Here is a 19218-nt window from a genome sequence, read left to right as displayed (position 1 = left end):
GGAGAATTTGAATACACGAAAACTGAAAACTATATCACAACGAAAATCATGATGAAAAAAATCGTATGCTCATTACTCTTCGTATTGGGATTTACTGCCGCCTTTGCGCAGAATGATAACTGGGCTGTGGGCTTCAAAGCTGGAGAACCTACAGGTATTAATATCCGTAAATATTTTAATAACATCCATGCGATAGATGTTACTATAGGGACCTATGGTGGGGTTCTGTCCAAAAATAGGAAATACCGGGGCGATGATGGGATCTATCAAAACACCGGACTTTCTATTCAGGCACATTATCTGTGGAACACTCCCTTGTTTAATTCTGAAGCCGTACATATTTATTATGGCTTAGGTGGGCAGGTCAACAGCCGTCGCTCGTATCCGAAGCGCTTGAATGGGGAATACGAGAAAAATATAAGCTTGGGTGGTTCGGCCCTAGGAGGTGTAGAATATTTCATCCCTAATAATCGGATTTCGGTATTTTTAGAAGGGGGCACGTATCTGGAATTGCTGCCACGACCTTTTTACCTTAGCCCAAACATCTCAGCAGGGATACGATTTAATTTATAAATCATCATTTTTATTGAATGAGATACAGAAAATGCAGGCTCTGCCTGCATTTTCTGTATCTTCATGGCTCATTTATATTCCGTACCAAATACTCAAACGGTGTTAAAAGTATACAGTTCTTCGGCCGGATCGGGTAAGACTTATACCCTTACGAAGGAGTACCTCAAGCTGGCGCTCCATACGAATTCGGATACCTATTACAAACATATCCTGGCCATTACCTTTACCAATGCGGCGGCCAATGAAATGAAGGATAGAATCTTGAGCATGCTAAGGATCTTTTCCGAAACAGAGTTTCCCTTACAGGATCCTCATAGTATGCTTGTTGACGTAGTAACCGAGCTCTATCCTCAAACCTTAGAAGAAAAGAGCCTCTTTGAAGATGGCTGTAAGCTTATCTGCGCACGGGCACAAGCCGTTTTTTTTAAAATCCTACATCGTTATTCCGATTTTGCGGTAATGACCATCGATAAGTTTACCAAAAGTTTGGTAAGTAGCTTTACCGATGAACTGGGTCTTCCATTCGTTTTTGAAACCCAGTTGGATTCAGAAATGCTCAAGGAAGCGGTGGATCGGCTTTTGGCGCGTATCGGTGCTCCTGGTGAAGATGTGTTAACCGAAATAGTTGAGAATTATTACCGGGAAAGGGCCGAAGAGGGTGGAAGCTGGGGAGCCTTGCCCCAGACTATCCAGAGCACTGCGGGTACCTTACTTCAGGAAGAGGCCTATTTGAAGATGCAAAAAATTGCCAATCTCGAAATGGGAGATTGGGCGCACATCAGAAAATCGATTAGAGCCTTTGTAAAGAAACAAAATGAAGATATCGTCCTGTCGGCCGAGAAAGCCAAATCGGCAATGGAGCAGGCGGGGCTGGTGGACAAGGACTTTTTTCAGGGAAGCCGAGGAGTTAAGGGCTACTTCGACCAGCGGGCCGAAGGACTTAAACTGTGGGATGCACCCAACAGCTTTGTGATCAAAGCCATAGATGATGATATTTGGTATGGAGCAAAGACACCCCAACCCATCAAAGACCAGATCGATGGGCTTAAAGGTTTGTTTTTTGACTGCTATAATGCAATTGAGTCGATTCGGAACCAAGCGCAGCCCAAAGTACTCTTATACCAGGCATTAGACAAACACCTTTATGGCCTATCCTTATTGGGAGAAATTAGAAGGGAGTTCGATACCGTATTACGACAGAATAATCAGGTCCATATCTCTGATTTTAATCGGAGGATTGCCGAAATAGTCTCCAACGAACCAGTACCTTTTATTTTTGAACGGCTTGGAGAGCGTTATAACCATATTTTATTGGACGAATTTCAGGATACTTCTAAGCTGCAATTTGCAAACCTGATCCCTCTCATAGAAAATGCACTGGGGGGAGGACATTTCAACTTGGTAGTGGGAGACGCCAAGCAGTCCATTTATCGTTTTCGTGGTGGGGATATGGACCTGATATTGCATCTAGCACAAGACGAACTCTTGGCCTTGACCAATAAGCTAGGGAATAATCCCTTACTACAGCAGCGTTTGGAATCGCTCAGCGCCAACCTCCAGGTGGATCATCTCAGAACCAATCGCAGGAGTTTCCAAGAAATCACTTCGTTCAACAACTCCTTTTTCTCTTTCGTGGCGGGTCACCTAGGAACGAGCTATCCGATGGTTCTTTCAGTGTTCGACGATTTTTTTCAACAACAAATACCAGAAGGAGTCAAAACAGGAGGCCAGGTACAGTTCGATTTTATAGAAAATAGCCATGCCGATGCCGAATCTGAAGGGGAGGATGAGATGGTCCTAGCCACATTAGAAAGGGTTGGTGATCTTCGGGGTCAGGGATATTTTTGGAAGGATATGGCCATTTTATGTAGATCCAGAAGACATGCCGCTACCTTGGCAGGAGCCTTGCAACAGGAAGGGGTTCCGCTTATTTCCGATGATGCCCTTACTTTGGCCTACTCTCGAAATATCCAGTTCGTGATTTCGCTCATGAAGGTCATTCAAAAGGCCGACGATAATCTGGCACGGTACGAGGCGATGTACCTATTCCATCATCAGGTACGTGGGGTAAATCCAGGCCCAGCAGATTTTCAAAAGATGCGTGATTTGGCTGAGGAAATGGGGTTGGATAGTTTCCTCTCTTATTTTAAAGCTTGGGAAATCGACTTGGATGCATTTCGTCTGCGCCAGTCCACTATTTTTGAAATTGCAGAAATCATTATCCGGGTGTTTGGACTATTCGATGCAGGAACAGAAAATGCCTATTTATTCCGTTTTCTGGATGTTATTTTGGAATTTGGTTCTGGTAGAAGCAGTCATCTGGGCGATTTTCTAGCGTATTGGGATATAGCGAGGTACAAGGTATCTATTAATGTCCCCCAGGGTACCGACGCCCTGCGCATTACAACGATTCATAAATCAAAAGGACTAGAGTATCCAGTCGTGATTATTCCTTATGCCCAATGGAAGACTACACCAAGTTCCAAAGATACGATTTGGCTCGATTTGGAAGATGAAAGCCTTTCAGAATTGGAGTTAAATGAGTCGGGTTTAGGGAAAAAATTGTGGAGCTCCATGGTTTCGGTGAAAAAGGATTTGGGAGAATCCACTGTACAAAGTCAATATCTAGACCACGAAGTTAGAACAGTGGTAGAAAATCTTAATCTGTTATATGTCGCCTTTACCCGGCCTATACAGAGGTTGTACGTGTTGGCTCAGGCCCCCAAGGCCAGGCATGCCGGCAACACCATTAGTGGATTGCTCTATGATTATCTGAACAGAAAAGAGGCCGATCCGGCATGGGTAGAAGGGCAACTCAGCTATCGCTTACAATCGGGTGATGCGGCTGCGTTCCATTTAAAAGAGGATGAAAAAAAAGTCGAGCCCTATATACTCCATAAGGTGTTGAGCCACGACCCTGGAAATACCCTGAGACTAAGGCGACAGTCGGACCGACTGTTCGATCTGGAAACATTTGAGGTTAAAAATGACATTTACCAAAAGGCATGCTATGTTCTGACAAGATTGAGAAACCTAGAGGACCTGCCTCATATTATAGAAAAAGTGGTGGCCGAAGGGGTTGCTGGACCTAAGGATCAGGAAAGCCTGACCCATATGGTGGCCAGCATACTTCAACTGAATGGAATGAAGCGCTTATATGTGCCGGAAGCTAGGGTGATGATCAATAAGGAAATGTTGATTCCGGGAGGCAAACAAATCCATATCGACCGCATGGTGGAGATAGGCGACGGCCCCGTAGTGCTGATGCGATTCTTACCCCTGAATCGACCTAAAGAAACGATAAAAACAATGGGAAAACTCGTTGAAGCCTACAACGAAACGGGAAAAAATGCCGTAGGCTTAGTGATAACCATTGAGAATCAGGAGATGGTGTGGATAGAGCCCTAGCGGGGTTCTATCCCATCCGGTATCTGATCCTTATACTGGGGCAATTTGAATCGTAGCGTAAATTTCATTTCCTTGGCATTCGCATGACTAAAGGCTATATAACCCTCTATATTTTGTAACTCACCAGTTCCACTATTTTTAACGATTCTACGGGTGGAATGGAGCAATCCATTTTCATACTTGCCGGTATACTCCAGAACAAAACTGCCTGAAATTCCATGAACCGAACCGACAAATCGCTCGAGGCCATACACCGTCGCTTCGTCTTCGTTCCCATGGTTCTTGAGTTCCATAAGATGGCCTTCACCTTCTACATCGCCGCTATAGGCAATGGTGAATTTTCCGGTGGTTAGTTTATGTCCAAGCTCGTTTTTACTAAACGATTCTTCGTATCCGTCTGTGATTTGATATGCTACTTCTGCTTTTAGGGTCATAGGTGATGAGTATGTGCTTTGGTACGGTGGGGGATAAGGTTGCCAATTGGCCATGGATCCACCCAAGGGTTACAACTTACAGGATTCGCAAAACAACGACTTTTTTTTATTCGACAATGGATTGAAGGAAGAAATATGTCTTTTTCTGCTTTCCAACCTTTTCGCAACTATTTTCATCCTATTGGAGTAATGAATAGAGGAGGTTGTCGTTTAGACTACAATAGATTTACCATGAACAAAAAAATAGAAATGAAATTAACAAGGTTGGTTTTAGGATATATTGGATTAGCCCTTCTGGGATGTAGCAGTGCCAAGCAGATTCCATATCAAGCCAAATGGAATGCCCCCTTCAATTACGTGGATGGGCTCGCTCCCGATCAGCAAGATCAGCAATCTAGGTTGGCCTATGGGATTATTAATGATGATTCATTTCTGTATATCACCCTAAAGACCAAGGATCCCAATACCATTCAAAAGATTCTGAGCAGTGGATTGAAGATAACACTGAATCCAGAAGGTCAACGGAAAGGTCAGTTTTCCCTTCAGTTTCCGGTTGTTATGAAGGAGGACAGGAGGGCGTTACGGAATCTGGATATGGACATGCCCAACAGCTTGGGATTGAGTTTGCTTCTGGATTCTTATAATAAGGAAGCCCTTTGGAAGGATCAGCAGGGGCAGCATTTTATTAATCTTGTAGAGCCCGATGGGAGCATTAAATCGGTGATCAGCATGGGCCGTAATAATGAACTGACCGAACAAATTATTCTTCCTTTTTCCTTGATAAACATGGACTTGGCCCAGGTGCAAGATATTGGAATTGTTATAGAAATAGACGGCCAATCGTCTAGGTCTGGTATTTCTCCACGAATAGGGATCGGTCTAGGAGGAGGTATCGGCATGGGCTCTGGCATGGGGGTAGGAATAGGTACGGGTAGCGGGTATGGAAATAATAATAGCGATCGGGCTATCAAACTGAAGCTTGACGTTAAACTGGCCACAAATATCTAATTCCCTTCATGGCTTTAGCCCCAAAAAAAGCCCGTCATATATTTTATGATGGGCTTTTTTTGTAGCCTTTATGCTCGAATGAATCCTCACCCTAGGGATGTAGAATAAACTTATATTTTAAAGTAGCTTCATAGCCCAATTATTCATAATTCTAGGTAAATTCACGGGAATAAACAGGAATGCATGATCCTAGGGGGGACCAACGGTCAAATACCGCTTATACAAACTGAACCTTGTGGATATTCCTGCTCATCGTCGTTAGTTAATCGGTTGGAGTTTGGACCATAGAAAAATAATAGTTGGATTGTGAAGCAAAAGAGTGTCAAGAGATTCTACAGTTTCCTGAAATTTAGAAGGGACTTTACCAGGTATAGTCTAAAGAAGGCTCAAAGCTATGAAATTGTACTCTTTTGGTTGAAAAGCGTACTTAATCGAAATCAGTTTTTGATTCTTTCAGGTATATTGGTTGGTTTTAGTTGTGGATTGGCGGGGGTAATACTCAAGTCGCTCGTTCATTATATCCATTATATCATCACGCATAAGGTCCATTTTGAAGAGCAAATATTCTTCTTTGCCATATTCCCCTTTACCGGAATCGTACTAACCACTTTAGTGGTCATCTGGTTCTTTCAAGGAAAAGACAAGAAAGGGATTCCACTTATCCTCAATGAAATAGCCCGTAATTCGAGTGTGGTAGGTTCGGTGAAGATGTATTCTCAAATAATACAAAGTGCCATTACGGTAGGACTTGGTGGATCGGCCGGGCTAGAGAGTCCCATTGCCGTCACCGGGGCCGCTATAGGGTCTAACTATGCACTGACCTACAAGCTTAAGTACAAAGAAAGAACCCTATTGCTAGCTGCTGGGGCCTCTGCCGGGATAGCCTCCGCCTTCAATGCCCCTGTCGCGGGCGTCATGTTTGCCATGGAAATATTGCTGACGGGCGTGGTATTTTCTGATTTTATTCCGCTAGTGGTAGCCGCCGTATGCGGTAGTTTGGTCTCCAGCGTTTTATTGGACGAAGAGGTTCTTTTTCAGTTCCGAACTCGTAATGAATTTGATTATCATAACATCGCTTTTTACCTAGGATTAGGGGTGATATGCGGACTTTTTGCCCGGTATTTCGTCGTGATTAGTACGATGGTGGAGCACTTTTTCCATGAATTGAAGTATTCCCGGCTTCAGAAAGCCATGTTAGGTGGTGGAGTTTTGTCGGTTTTATGTGTGTTATACCCCCCTTTGTTTGGGGAAGGTTATGAGGCCGTGAAGTCCATGGCCACTGGGCATGTGGTGGACCTTGTCGAAAATAGCTTCTTTTCCATGGTCAAATATAGCGAATGGGTGGTGGTGATTTTCGTAGCTCTTATCTGTTTTTTGAAGGCCTTTGCCACTTCTATTACCATCAACGCCGGAGGAAATGGAGGTAATTTTGCACCCTCCTTGTTTTCAGGCGGGGCCATGGGTTATCTATTTGGAGGCATTTGTTCTTTGATAGGAATAGCCGATGTGCCGACTACTAACCTGGTAATTGTAGGAATGGCCGGAGTGATGAGTGGCGTATTATATGCCCCCCTAACGGCTATTTTCCTGATCGCCGAGTCTAGCTCGGGATACGACTTGTTGATTCCGCTAATGATCGTCAGTGTCATATCCTTCTTGATAGCCAAATGGTTTTCTCCTGTATCGCCTGACCTGGAACAATTGGCCAAAGCCGGAAAAATCTTTACACGGAAACACGATCATAATTTGCTGTCCATGTTGCATACCCTCGATCTTATCGACAAGGATATTCAGCGAATTAATATAAATGCAGGCTTCGAAGAGCTTGCCAACTTGGTCAGAACGGGTAAAAGGAATATTATTGCCGTTTTGAACGATAATTTGGAATTAGTAGGCATCATTACATTAGACGATTTAAGGCCACTTTTATTCGATAAAAATGCCTTTGATATGCTCACAATCAGGAAATTAATGCGCCAGCCCCAGGCCGTCATCAGTGAGTTTGATAGCGTTGTGGTTGTCGCAGAGAAATTCGATAAGACAGGAGCATGGAACCTGCCAATTGTCAGAGCCAATGGAGGGGAGTTCGTCGGCTTTATTTCTAAGTCAAGTGTGCTAAATAGTTATAGGCAGTTACTTCAAGAGTATTCAGACTAATGGGATATAGGCCTCATTAGTTCTTCTTACGTTATGGCCGGCATGGAGGATTCTCCTTCGTTCTATCAGCTGAATTCTGGTTATCGCTTTACGCCCAAAGATGCCCTTAATACTAGAGGCCATCACTTGGAAGTACCATGCGCCCTTAGGTATTCTTTATATCCTCATTAGCTACAACCCGAATGATGATGCTTGAGTAGCGGGGGAGAAGCTATCCCTATCTACTAGAGGGGGGGGGCATCGGAAGGCCACCCATCCTTTATGCGACTGGTCGACGTCAATCTGGCTCGGCTCATGGACTAATACCAGAAATCAAACCGGATTGGCAGAGCCAATAGCCAACATTATATTCCAATTCTCCACTTACCTGACTTCGATTTCACCAGGTATTGCCACTCCCAAGGGCATCACAATCATCTCTTTATCTGGCTTTTTAGCGCTATTTAAGCCCTTATTTGCCGCGCTGACAATTGCGTGTAGGATCTTGACCTGCAGGTCAGCCCAGGCATTAAATTCTTATCGCCCCTTTTCTCGCCCTTTAAGAGGCTATTTGGCCTTTAACCAACCCAGTATTTAAGGTGGTTTACATATGTTATTATAACACATGTATACTACAAATGTAAACAATCAATGATGGCCGAATTAGTTTAGAAAAGTACTTACCAGAAACGATACATTGTTAAATCACTAATTTATAACGATATGTAGAAATGTAAATAAACACTATTCGGCAGTCAAACCCAAGAATATTCTCTCCATGACTATCTATTTACAAAAGTAAATCTACTATATAAGTGATTCTTGATAGTTACTGGGTGCCTTAGATGATCATTGGGAGAAGGTTAATTGCTGGAGAAGGGGGATTATCCAGGTAGGTGTTTATGCGAGTAGGGGGGGCTAAAAGCCTAAATAAACCCTGTATTCCTGTATAAATCCAGCGGAGGTAGGCGCTATGCCATAGGAGCCATTCTAAGGGACCTAGCCTAGAAATGGTCCCTTAGAAGCATGCACCTTATAGAATAGTTTTACGTAGTTGAATACGTCGAACGCCCTTAGGGGATCGTATTTTCACCCCCTATTCTAAATAGTACTTTATTAAGTTCGGTTATTTTAGTCGAACGATAGGTTGCTAACAATTCAGCCGCACTAGACTGAGCCGATTGGATCGATTCGTTAAGGATTCTTTTGCCTGCCGGTGCCAGCTTTACATAGCTCACCCGCGCATCGCGGCTATGGGCCTCGCGCCGTACCAAGCCCAGTTTTTCTAGAGGGGAGAGGACGCGGGTGATTCCTGAGGCCGTTAAACCGACTTTTTCTGCCAGGTCTACTCTCCGCATTTTCTCTTCGTTGGCCAGGCTGAGTTGCAAGAAAATGGTGAAATCCGTCAGGGTTATTCCATGACTCGCCAGTGCGGCATCCATTTTTTTTTGTAATACCCCTTGGGCTGCATTGATATTCAGGATCAGTTTCAATGGGTCATTGATTGAGGTCATATACTATATAGATGGTTGATATATGTTTGATAACTACTTGAATAGTCAAGCATATTGCAAATATATAATTTTATAATCAATTGTGCTACAGGAGGATGGTAAAATTCTAAATTTAAGTTACTATTTAAGGATATAAATTTAATGTGGTCGATTTTTTTGTAAATTATGTTTTGTAAACCCGTGGTAATTGACATAAATGCACGGGTCGGGTGGCAGAAATGACTTGACAATTGTATCAGATGCGGATTCTATCACCCAGGAATGGTTGGCGTGGAGAATAGATGATCCATGTGATTTTTCTGTATTCAATTCTCGCTATCGGGTGGGACGCTTACCGTGATTCTTATTATGCGCGTGGCTGGGGTTTTACTTGGGATAGTATGGGCGAAGCAGACTTAGGGGAGAGAGTAGGTCTTTAAGAAAGTAAATGGGGCGGAGTAGTCATAGAAGGAGGCAAGCATCCAAAAGTACCAGTGTCGATACTTGATACTCCTGAATGCTGGTGCTTGGATTAGGCCTTTTTAAGAAAGGCTGTTTTTAGGACAATACTCATACCGTCTACGCGACAATCTACTTCTCCCGAATCGTCGGTGAGGCGGATATTTTTAACGAGTTTACCACGTTTAAGGGTAACCGACGAACCCTTCACCTTTAAATCTTTGATTAGGGTCACGGAATCCCCTTCCGCCAATAGTGTGCCGTTACTGTCTTTTACTTCCATTATAGTATTGTTTAAGATAAAGAAATTTCGCACAAAGGTACCCTTTCTTTCTTTATCACGCTGGTAGTGGGGGCGGAAGAGAGGGCGTGCGCAGTTTTCCAGGGTATAACGGGAGGCCTATAAGGCGAATATACAGGCCATAGGAATTCTAGATAATCACAGAAAAGCCATATTTATATATTTTGATTAGCATTGTAGTATTAACGTTAATATAGATAGTTAAACTTCTATGATTATTTATTTTGTATTCTACAGGAGTGGCGACTACTATAGTCTGTATTTCTACTGAAATTCGGAAAGTATGTATTTTGAGGGAAGCTTCTGGAGCTCGCTTCTTTTCTTATTTTCTAATATTTTTTTTTAAAGCAGGGGCTATATTTTAATTATTGTCAGAATTGACACTAGTTTTGGATTGGAATGGTCATTTTTCTGGCCTAAAAGACGATTTATAGGCACTTGACCTTATTTCGTTTCGCAGTAATTTTTATAACCTATTTTTTAACATAATTAGTGACTTATCTTTTTTTTGTTCGTAGTATTTATCTGTATTAATATTATTAAACCTAAAAGATTACTACATTGCAGCGATTTTGGTGCCACCGGTTTTTCTTTTAATGGATTGAATAAGTGGTCATCGGAGCCTTGCAACCCTCTTTATTTAGAAAAGTACCCTCCAAATTATCATAAAAAATGACCGTCTGATAGGTTTTGGACGGAGGTGTATTCAATAAATCTATAATATTTTGATTTTTTCTACAATGAAGAGATTTAAGCAATTTCTCTATTTAGGAAGCATGTTGCTTTTAATGGCAGCCAATTCCAGGGATCGGCTCGCGACTGCCCGTACTGCAGCTGCCCAATTAGAATGCGAAGGTATAGTTTGGACCCATGGTGAATACCTAGGAGATAACGGCGGTTACCCGGTTTATACTTTAATAAAGGACAACCGAATCTACATTAGTCGTAATGAAGGTAACGATCCTAATCATACGCAGGCTTTTCACACTTCGGCGATTTTGTATCATTTGTCTAATAATCGCTTTCCTATCTCTCAATACCAAAGCCAAATTGACAATTGTGTAAATGGTTCTGATCCTAGTACTTCTACGTCAGGATATTTGGGAGCTACCACCAACGAAGGGATCTATTGTAATGGTAAGTTGATTAGGGATGATCAGTATTTGGGCGATTATATTGGTGGGGATGGCGTGCATACCCTTCAATACACTCGGATAAAGGATGGCTTGCTTCGGGTCAATCTGTGGAGACAGCAGAATGGATCGGTAAGAGACCCTAATTCGTTTAATATGGCCTTGATAGAACCAGCACTTTCCGGAGAGAACGGTAGTTTTTTTAATTGGGGTACCCTCGGTTATTCACTCAATATTGAGGAGTTTAGAGGTTGCTTCTTTAGTGACACCCCCAAGTATGGTAACCCTGTAGGCGTTAGCAACGATTGTGCTAGTGGCCCTTCTCTAACTTCGGTCTATAACATTACCAACACCTCTTTGGCTTTTAATTTTACGGGTTCCGGAATTACCTCTTTAAATTGGAGCATCAAGAGTGATGGAAATGTGGTGAGTTCAGGCAATAATTTGGCGGTTACTGGTGGTTCAGCTGCTATTTCTTACGGTTCTCTGGTAAATGGGAACTATGTTTTGGAGATTGAAGGAGGGAATTGTAGTTCGGCGGTGAGTGCCATGGCTTTTACTATAAATGTGCCCGTGGGCAGTGTAGATTGTGGCCGTGGACCTACCATTACAGCTCTATCCAATATCAGCCAGACAGCCCTTACCTTTCAGTTCGATGGAGACGGAGTCCCGAATATCGATTGGAGAATTACTTCGAATGGAAACCTGGTACGTTCGGGGCGCACTCCCCAGCTGACCAGTAGCGTCAACAATATTTCTTTTGCCAGCCTCGATTATGGGACTTATACCTTCGAAATTGAAGGAGGAGATTGCAATTCTTCTGTTTCTTCTCAAGTTTTTGAAATTGTCAATCCATCGGGAAGCAATAATTGCAGCAGTGGGCCTACCATTGAAGATATATCGGCTATTACCGCTACTAGTCTCCAAGTGACTTTTACTGGAGCTGGGGTGACGAGCTTGGGTTGGAGAATTTTATCGTCTGGCTCCCAGGTTCGGTCTGGTACTAGCAATGTCTCTGGAAACACGGCTAGTATGAATTTTGCTTCATTAACCAATGGGAATTATACGCTTGAAATTGAAGGCTCAAATTGTTCGTCGAGCGTAAGCACCCGCGACTTTGTAATTAATGTTTTGGGCAGTACACCCCCTTGTGGTCGAGGTCCTAGCGTTACGAGCATCAATAATCCTGGCGCTACTTCTCTGCAGTTTCAATTCGATGGCGATGGGGTTCCTAACATCGATTGGAGCATTAAGTCGGCTGGTAGCGTAGTGGCTTCAGGTCGTACTCCTGACTTGACCAGCAACGTAGTCAATATCTCTTACTCGCACCTTAATGACGGAGAATATGCTCTAGAACTACAGGGAGGCGATTGCACTTCTAGCCCCAATTCGGCCGTCTTTACGATAGGTTCTGCCTTACCAATACATATCACCCGCTTCGAAGGCAAGGCCGTTGAGGCAGGCGTAGAACTGAGTTGGAACGTGGTTCAAGAGGAAAATGGACAAGGTTTTGAGGTGTTACGTCTGCATGCAGAGAGCAAAACCATGACTACCTTAGGCTTTGTAAGTTTATCGGACCAGGCCTTGGGCGATTATTCATTTATGGATAGCAACCCCAACCTAGGTCAAAACTACTACCAACTCAAGCAATTGGATCTGGATGGTAGCTTTATCATGAGCCGTGTGATTGCGGTAAATAATGAAAATATCGTTTCAGCCTCCCTTTCGCCCAATCCAGCGCGTCAATCCCTCCACCTCAAAGTCTATGCGCAAGAAGCAGGCACAGCGCAGATAGAAACTTTCAATCTGGCTGGAATTAAGTTAATTACGAAGGAAACGGTCTTTCAGAAAGGTATAAACACAATCTTACTCGATATTGCTTCATTGCAAGAAGGGCAGTACTTCATCCGTTTGTACCAAGACAATCAGGCCAGTACCTACCGCTTTCTAAAAATTAATTAATAGAAAAGCGAAGTTTTGCTATTGACCAAAGGGAGTACTTGATCGGATGTCAGGTACTCCCTTTCGTTTGTGGAGCTTAGAGGGACGCTATTGGGCGATGCGCCGAATCATGCCCCTGAAAATAAATCCATGAAAAGGCAGTACCGCATACCAATACAAGCGTCCAAGCAAGCCTAAGGGCCTGAATGTGGCCGTTTGAGTAAGGATGCGCTCGTTATCTATTTTGAATTCTAACCAGGCTTCTCCAGGGAGTTTCATCTCGGCGTACAGCAGCAGTCGGCCTTCATCCTTGTTGGCCACGAGCACCCTCCAGAAATCTAATGCCTCGCCTGCTGAAATCTCCCGTTCATTTTTCCTTCCCCTGCGCATACCTACTCCCCCCATGGCCTGGTCGATCAGGCCACGCAACTCCCATAGCCATGTTCCGTAATACCAGCCTGTTTTACCTCCTATGCGCCATATTTTTTGTAGAGATGCCTTCCTGTCCTCGACGGACAGCTGCCGTACATCCCTATAACATCCCAGTTGGGGAACCTGAATATATTGACTGATTCCTTTTTGCAACAAATTACTGGACTGGGCGTCTTTCCAACTCGACAACACCTGGTTTTGCTCAATCTTATCGAAGGCCATTCTTATAGAGCGATCATAATCGATTAGGCTGATGTTGAGGCGTTGGGCCAGGTGGTTGGGACGGCATATCACTTCTACTTTCATACTATGTACCAAATTGGTGGCTAGCGCATAGGAAGTGGAGGTTACGAAATAGAGCCAATACGACGAGATTCGGGGTGTCATGACCGGAACTATCCAGATAGTCCTTTTAAGGCCTCTTATATGAGCAAATCGGAGGAGCATTTGCTTGTAAGAGAGTATATCGGGTCCGCCGATATCATAGGTCTTGTCAAAAGTATCTGTCAGCCCCATCACCCCAACAAGAAAATCGAGCACATTTCGGATGGCTATTGGCTGGCATTTGGTCCTGAGCCATCGCGGCGTGATCATCACGGGTAGCTTTTCAACCAAATCCCGGATAATTTCGAAGGAGGCACTTCCAGACCCTACGATAATACCGGCCCGAAGTATGGTAATCGGAATAGGGGAGCTAGCTAATAGCTTTTCGACGTTTTTTCGAGAAGACAGGTGTTTGGATAGCTCGGCTTCATTGACGACCCCACTTAGGTAGATCATCTGACGAACTTGAGTATGTTGCAAACTCTTGAGGAAATTTTGTGCACAAATATCCTCCAGGCGATCGAAGTCCGATTCCTGTGCAGACATAGAATGAATTAAATAGAAAGCAATTTCCAGGTCCTGGGGGAGGCGACTCAAATGCTGAGGGTTCAAAAAATCTATCTCCAAAACGCTAAGCTGCTGAGAGGTGACCGGAGGATGAAAGCGGCTTTTGTCCCGGACACAACAGACTACCTCATGACCGTTTTCGAGGAGTACGGGCAGAAGTCTTTGAGCAATATATCCTGTGGCTCCAGTTAAGAGTATTTTCATAAGAGAAAGGATGGTTTTGAATGATACAGGATCTAAATTGGTCCTAAGTGGGCCATAATTTGCTTTAATTTACACGTTTAAGCCGCTAACTCATAATTATTCTTTTAATTGTACTGTTGTCTTGATCAAGACTTTTTCAGTATTATAATCGGCAGTCGTTTGTCGGATCCATCTTAAAATCTGCTTTAGGGCTAAATGGTGATTTCTTTGTCGCTAGTAAAGGCATCCCTACACCACCAGCCGTGGAAAGGTCATTTAGCCTCACACAAAAACACCCGTAGAGTTACATTCTACGGGTGTTTTTGTGATAGCGCATGTAGTTTAATCCAGTACTGGAACCACATTTTCAATTTGAATGGCCGTACCATCGGTTGGCAAGGTGATTAGTTTACCCCCTGGAGGCCAGGCATATTTGGTCGACTCTCCGCTGATATATCCATAAGCGAGGGTAATCCCACCTTTATAGGTACCCCAATAGTTGTTGTAGTGATCGTGACCGCAGAAGGTCGCCTCTATGTTCCCAACCTCCAGGAAAGTCTCATATACACTGCCGTCATCCTCTTCGTACCATACCTTCTCCTTCATATGGCCTTGTTTTTTCATGGAAGTATCGTTTTGTAAGAGCTGATACTGAATCAGAGGAATATGGAAAATAGAAATAGCCCTGGTTTTCTGTCCATACCGCTGCAGAGAGGCCTGGCTGGTTTGCTTATACCAGTCTAGCTGATCGGATTTAATGGATTTATAGCCTTTTTCGGATCCAGAATCGAATCCGTAGACCTGCCAAGCGGGCTTGTCGGAGCCTAATATTTTCAAGTCAACGAGATAGTCGTATTTCTCGTTCCATTCCGAATTGACTGGGTGCTTGCCTAAGATATGCCATTTGGACTCGGCAAACACTTCTGCAATAGCCTGGCGTCCAAATCCACCCTCTGGATCATGGTTTCCAAATACATAGAGCCAGGGCCTTTCGAGCCCGTCGAAAAACTGAACTACCGAAGAGGCCAATAGCGCACCGAAAGGCTTCTCACCAGTGAGCAAGTCGCCGGTGACGGCTAGTAAGTCAGGATTATAGGTTTCAATCAGTTTTCGAATACGCTTATAGGTAATGAGGTCTTTCTTCCATTTCCCCTCTCCAGTTCCTCCTATATGCATATCGGTAACTTGTAAGATGGTAATTCCTTGTGGGTTATTCTGACTTATTTCTATTTCAAAATGATCGGTGTCTACGCTTTTGATGGTGCTTTGGCTAAAGCAGGGGATTTGAATCCCGATACATACCAATAGGTCTAATAACACGTTTACTCTGTTGTTGCTCATAAATTTATTGTAGTTGATTATTGTATTATACTTATATAGGTCACAAAAAAAATCGGGTTTAATCTGAATTAAAATTGAACAATAGTAATTTTTGTTGCTGTATGGGTTTCCATGCTATTCAAAATTCGATCGATTAGAAGGCGGTTCAACTGGCCTACTTTAAAAGGTATGGGACCGGATGGTTACGCACTATACCCCATTTTTAGGCGATTGGCCTATTTTATACCCCAATTTTTAATTGTTTTACAACCAATCGGTCCGCCACATGGTCGGGAAAAGAGGGGGGGGGATAATGCCACATCCTATGAATAATGAATGACTTATAAATTGACTTTGCTGCTGGTTGGAAATGAAAAAAATAAAATGGAAGTTGCCTCATATTACGGATACCCTGTTGGGCCGGATCTTCTTAAAGAAAAGGCATCAGGTTGGAATTTGTTGCATTATAAAAGATGAAAACCAGTATTTGGAGGAATGGATGAGGTATCATTTACAAATAGGGGTCACACATTTTTTTATCTATGACAATGAGAGCACCGTTTCAGTAAGGGATACCCTCGCGCGTTTGGATCTACTGACCTATGCCACCGTAATTGACTTTCCTGGCAAGAGTCAACAGGTTCCTGCCTATGCGCATTGTCTAGAGCATTTTGGTTTTTGGTGTCGCTGGTTGGCTTTTATCGATTAGGATGAGTTCATTGTTCCCAAAGAAAGCAACTACCACCTTCCCACCTTTTTGGAGAATTATCGTCAATTTGGAGGGCTTGGGGTCAATTGGTTGGTCTTTGGGTCGAGTGGCCATTTGCATAAAGCAGAAGTGCCCCAACTTTATCGTTTTCTGATGCGATCGGACCTACATTTTTTACCCAATCGTCATATCAAGAGTATCGTACAGCCTAGACATGTGAAGGCCGCGTATCAACCCCATTATTTTAGGTATAAAAAAGGTCGATTTTGCATCAACGAAAATGGGAGTCCAATAGTAGGTTATGAGTCGGAGGTGTCGGTCGATAAGATTCAAATTAATCATTATTACTGCAGGTCCAAGGAAGAATACCGAGAAAAAATAAACCGAGGAAGGAGCGACATAGAGGAGAGTCGGTCTATGGATGCTTTCTATGCCCACGATAAGGACGCTAATGTAGTTGAGGATCGCACGATTCTGAAGGTCTTGTCTGGGTGGCAAGGGAAGGAAAACTAAATACGAATTCATTTTAAAAGTATAATTAATTTATATCTCTATAAATAGTATAAAGCATATCGAAAGTAATAAGAGATTGATACTTTATCAATAAAATTAAATGTTTAATATGTATTAAAAATTGTATAAGTAATAAAAGTATAGTAAATATAAAAAGAATAATACAGTAGTTAGTATAACTATATGATATTAAGTATGTTAATGAATTTGTGCCAGGTCTATCTTTCAGACTGCAAGGCATAAAAAAGAGGGACACTTAGGATGTCCCTCTTTTTTATGCCTGATTTTATTATTTGGATACCTTAAGTTTCCCTTGCATCATGGTATAATGACCGGGGAAAGTACAAACAAATTGGTAGTCGCCAGGCTTGGTGGGAGCCACGAAATAGATGGTTTCTGATTTTTCGGGTTCCACAATAAAGGAATGAAAGAGTACTTCTGGGGAATCGGGGACATAGCCTAATTCAGAACCCTTTAATCCCAAGTTCAGGCCTGCCTCTCCAACGGCATTGGCTTTCCCGGGCTTAGTGATTACGACGTTATGAAGCATGTCGTCATTATTATTAAAGACCAGCTTAATTTTGCTTCCTGCCTTCACTTGTATCTCCGACAGGTCGAATTTGAGGCCTGGGACGGTCCCAAGGGTGATTACCTGGTCGGGACCTTTGGTCCAATTGGAAGGTTGCGTATTGATCCGTTTGGGTTGGTTGCCTGCGGGCTTTGTGGTGGCTTCCGCCATATGTTGGCTATGGTCCATCGTCGAGGCGGTTACCTTGGTAGTAAAGTCGGATTCCTTAGCGAAAGGGGCCTGGCCTATTTCATTCAGGGTGTAGTAGCCTTTAGGGTGTAGCAGGCTCATTCCTTGGTTCGATAATAATCCTTCGGCTTTAATCTCGTGAATATAACCTTTTTTGAGGTCTTCGGGAGCCACAACAAGTCGTACATGAAGCCCATCCTTAGAGACAATAATGCCTTGGAGTGGGATGGAGGAGGTGTTTATGATGGGACTACCATAGGAATGGTGGTATTTATAGGTAAAACTATTGATTTGATAAGAGCTAGGGTCGGCTGCCTTTGCCGGATCCACTGGCAGGGTGTAAGTGATATCTAATCCATCGGGCATCGATTTGATCGAATGCATCTCGAAGGGTACTTTACCGGTCCATACCAGTCGTTGAATACCGTGATCGGCCTTACCGGTGGCGGCCCACCCACGGCTCGTTTGTCCTACAAACATAGAGCCATCCAGGCCCCAAACCATCCTTAATATTCCGGACATAAATCCCTCTTTAAAAGGGAACACGGCTCCTTGCCATACGCCATTTACTTTTTCCATGGCCACTCTAGTAATGATACTATGTCCTTGATCGCCAACGAAAACCTGGCCATTAAAGGGGCCAAACTGTCCTTCGGTGGTATCTTCCTTGAAGTCGGAAGTGGAGATTCCTACGATGGTATGTGGAAACCACACGGCGGGCGCCTTTAGTCCAGGGACTCTTTGGGCCACGTCGTAGAGGGGTTCACCGGTGTCGGGGATGTCTTCTGCCTTCAGTTTTACTGGTGAGTTTGGCTCGCTGCTCCAGCGAAGCCCCGCAGGATTGCCGGCGAAGTCGCCTTTCTCCAAATGGGTCATTCTACCCGATCCAACCCAGTCTCCCTGGTTCTCCGTATAGAATATATCCCCTTGGATGGAGCCAAATCCGGAAGGGGAACGTAAGCCGGTGGCCCAAGGAGTAAGCTTGCCGTCTTCGCCCAGTTTCAATAGCCAGCCCCTCCATTTGGATTGACTCGCTCCATGGCCAATCCAGTCGAGGTTGAGGGTGACGATCATTTCACCATTGGGCATTCGTACGGGGCCATAGGAATACTGGTGGTAGTTGCCCGATAGGGGCCATTTGGCGAAGGAATCGTAAACATCGGCTACCCCATCTCCGTCAGTATCGGCTAGTCGGGTGACTTCCCCCCGCTGACTGACCAAAAAGTCATTTTCGCGATAGAGAATCCCCAAGGGTTCGTGGAGGCCCGATGCGAAGCGCTTAAAGCTAGGGCGGCCGTCCCCTTTGAGGTATGGGTTGTTGATCATCCATACTTCACCTCTTCGTGTGGAGGCGGCTAGCCGTCCATCGGGCATGGCCGCAAGTCCCCCCACTTCTAGTTTAATATTCTCTGGAATGGGTAAGGTTATTATTCTGTAAAAATCATCCTCCTTTTGGAGCTTAGATTGAGCTTGAGCAGCGAAAATGGCGAAAGAAGCCATTGAAGCTAAAAGTATCTTTTTCATTTT

At 43.8% G+C, this 19218-nt stretch carries 13 protein-coding genes; 7 read left to right on the top strand and 6 right to left on the bottom strand.

Going from position 1 to position 19218, the window contains the following annotated elements:
- Positions 1 to 48: 48 nt before the first annotated feature.
- Positions 49 to 573, top strand: coding sequence for a hypothetical protein (locus CLV98_RS08700; protein ID WP_310588708.1), 525 nt, complete (start codon positions 49 to 51; stop codon positions 571 to 573).
- 63 nt (positions 574 to 636) lie between these two features.
- The gene (locus CLV98_RS08695; RefSeq protein WP_229203273.1) at positions 637 to 3981 is read left to right on the top strand and encodes a UvrD-helicase domain-containing protein; all 3345 of its coding nucleotides are present in this window, start codon (positions 637 to 639) and stop codon (positions 3979 to 3981) included.
- Here CLV98_RS08695 and CLV98_RS08690 read toward each other — a convergent pair.
- Positions 3978 to 4415, bottom strand: a complete 438-nt coding sequence (locus CLV98_RS08690) for a DUF3224 domain-containing protein (protein WP_158281222.1) — start codon at positions 4413 to 4415, stop codon at positions 3978 to 3980. The genes CLV98_RS08695 and CLV98_RS08690 overlap by 4 nt on opposite strands.
- Positions 4416 to 4664: 249 nt before the next feature.
- Here CLV98_RS08690 and CLV98_RS08685 point away from each other — a divergent pair, with 249 nt between their 5' ends.
- A complete protein-coding gene (locus tag CLV98_RS08685) occupies positions 4665 to 5423 on the top strand; it encodes a hypothetical protein (RefSeq protein WP_109674032.1) in 759 nt (252 codons plus the stop codon).
- Positions 5424 to 5867: 444 nt separating this feature from the next.
- Positions 5868 to 7580, top strand: a complete 1713-nt coding sequence (locus CLV98_RS08680) for a chloride channel protein (RefSeq protein ID WP_229203271.1) — start codon at positions 5868 to 5870, stop codon at positions 7578 to 7580.
- Positions 7581 to 8632: 1052 nt separating this feature from the next.
- Here CLV98_RS08680 and CLV98_RS08675 read toward each other — a convergent pair.
- Positions 8633 to 9073: a MarR family winged helix-turn-helix transcriptional regulator gene (locus CLV98_RS08675; protein WP_109673908.1), complete on the bottom strand. Its 441-nt coding sequence runs from the start codon at positions 9071 to 9073 to the stop codon at positions 8633 to 8635.
- Between the two features lie 511 nt (positions 9074 to 9584).
- Entirely contained in the window at positions 9585 to 9794 is a 210-nt protein-coding gene (locus tag CLV98_RS08670) for a zinc ribbon domain-containing protein YjdM (RefSeq protein ID WP_109673907.1), read from the bottom strand.
- A 758-nt stretch (positions 9795 to 10552) separates the two neighbouring features.
- Here CLV98_RS08670 and CLV98_RS08665 point away from each other — a divergent pair.
- Positions 10553 to 12907, top strand: a complete 2355-nt coding sequence (locus CLV98_RS08665) for a T9SS type A sorting domain-containing protein (RefSeq protein WP_109673906.1) — start codon at positions 10553 to 10555, stop codon at positions 12905 to 12907.
- An 87-nt stretch (positions 12908 to 12994) separates the two neighbouring features.
- On the opposite strand, the gene CLV98_RS08660 is transcribed toward CLV98_RS08665, so the two are convergent.
- Together CLV98_RS08660 and CLV98_RS08655 are read right to left on the bottom strand one after the other, a co-directional pair.
- Positions 12995 to 14413: an SDR family oxidoreductase gene (locus CLV98_RS08660; protein ID WP_109673905.1), complete on the bottom strand. Its 1419-nt coding sequence runs from the start codon at positions 14411 to 14413 to the stop codon at positions 12995 to 12997.
- Between the two features lie 321 nt (positions 14414 to 14734).
- Entirely contained in the window at positions 14735 to 15733 is a 999-nt protein-coding gene (locus CLV98_RS08655; protein WP_109673904.1) for a metallophosphoesterase, read from the bottom strand.
- 349 nt (positions 15734 to 16082) lie between these two features.
- On the opposite strand from CLV98_RS08655, the gene CLV98_RS08650 reads away from it, so the two are divergent.
- Both CLV98_RS08650 and CLV98_RS08645 read left to right on the top strand, forming a co-directional pair.
- The gene (locus CLV98_RS08650; RefSeq protein ID WP_109673903.1) at positions 16083 to 16421 is read left to right on the top strand and encodes a glycosyltransferase family 2 protein; all 339 of its coding nucleotides are present in this window, start codon (positions 16083 to 16085) and stop codon (positions 16419 to 16421) included.
- Between the two features lie 48 nt (positions 16422 to 16469).
- Positions 16470 to 16934, top strand: coding sequence for a hypothetical protein (locus tag CLV98_RS08645; RefSeq protein WP_109673902.1), 465 nt, complete (start codon positions 16470 to 16472; stop codon positions 16932 to 16934).
- A 289-nt stretch (positions 16935 to 17223) separates the two neighbouring features.
- On the opposite strand, the gene CLV98_RS08640 is transcribed toward CLV98_RS08645, so the two are convergent.
- Entirely contained in the window at positions 17224 to 19215 is a 1992-nt protein-coding gene (locus CLV98_RS08640) for a plastocyanin/azurin family copper-binding protein (RefSeq protein WP_109674031.1), read from the bottom strand.
- Between the last annotated feature and the right edge of the window lie 3 nt (positions 19216 to 19218).

It is taken from the genome of Dyadobacter jejuensis, assembly GCF_003149085.1.
In the GTDB taxonomy this organism is placed as follows: Bacteria; Bacteroidota; Bacteroidia; order Cytophagales; family Spirosomataceae; genus Dyadobacter; species Dyadobacter jejuensis.
Note: the sequence above shows the minus strand (reverse complement) of the source record. Positions and strands in the feature narration are given on the sequence as shown.

Coding starts and splice junctions, on each gene's coding strand:
- CLV98_RS08700 (WP_310588708.1), top strand. CDS start 49: ATGATGAAAAAAATCGTATGCTCATTACTCTTCGTATTGGGATTTACT.
- CLV98_RS08695 (WP_229203273.1), top strand. CDS start 637: ATGGCTCATTTATATTCCGTACCAAATACTCAAACGGTGTTAAAAGTA.
- CLV98_RS08690 (WP_158281222.1), bottom strand. CDS start 4,415: ATGACCCTAAAAGCAGAAGTAGCATATCAAATCACAGACGGATACGAA.
- CLV98_RS08685 (WP_109674032.1), top strand. CDS start 4,665: ATGAAATTAACAAGGTTGGTTTTAGGATATATTGGATTAGCCCTTCTG.
- CLV98_RS08675 (WP_109673908.1), bottom strand. CDS start 9,073: ATGACCTCAATCAATGACCCATTGAAACTGATCCTGAATATCAATGCA.
- CLV98_RS08670 (WP_109673907.1), bottom strand. CDS start 9,794: ATGGAAGTAAAAGACAGTAACGGCACACTATTGGCGGAAGGGGATTCC.
- CLV98_RS08665 (WP_109673906.1), top strand. CDS start 10,553: ATGAAGAGATTTAAGCAATTTCTCTATTTAGGAAGCATGTTGCTTTTA.
- CLV98_RS08660 (WP_109673905.1), bottom strand. CDS start 14,413: ATGAAAATACTCTTAACTGGAGCCACAGGATATATTGCTCAAAGACTT.
- CLV98_RS08655 (WP_109673904.1), bottom strand. CDS start 15,733: ATGAGCAACAACAGAGTAAACGTGTTATTAGACCTATTGGTATGTATC.
- CLV98_RS08650 (WP_109673903.1), top strand. CDS start 16,083: ATGAAAAAAATAAAATGGAAGTTGCCTCATATTACGGATACCCTGTTG.
- CLV98_RS08640 (WP_109674031.1), bottom strand. CDS start 19,215: ATGAAAAAGATACTTTTAGCTTCAATGGCTTCTTTCGCCATTTTCGCT.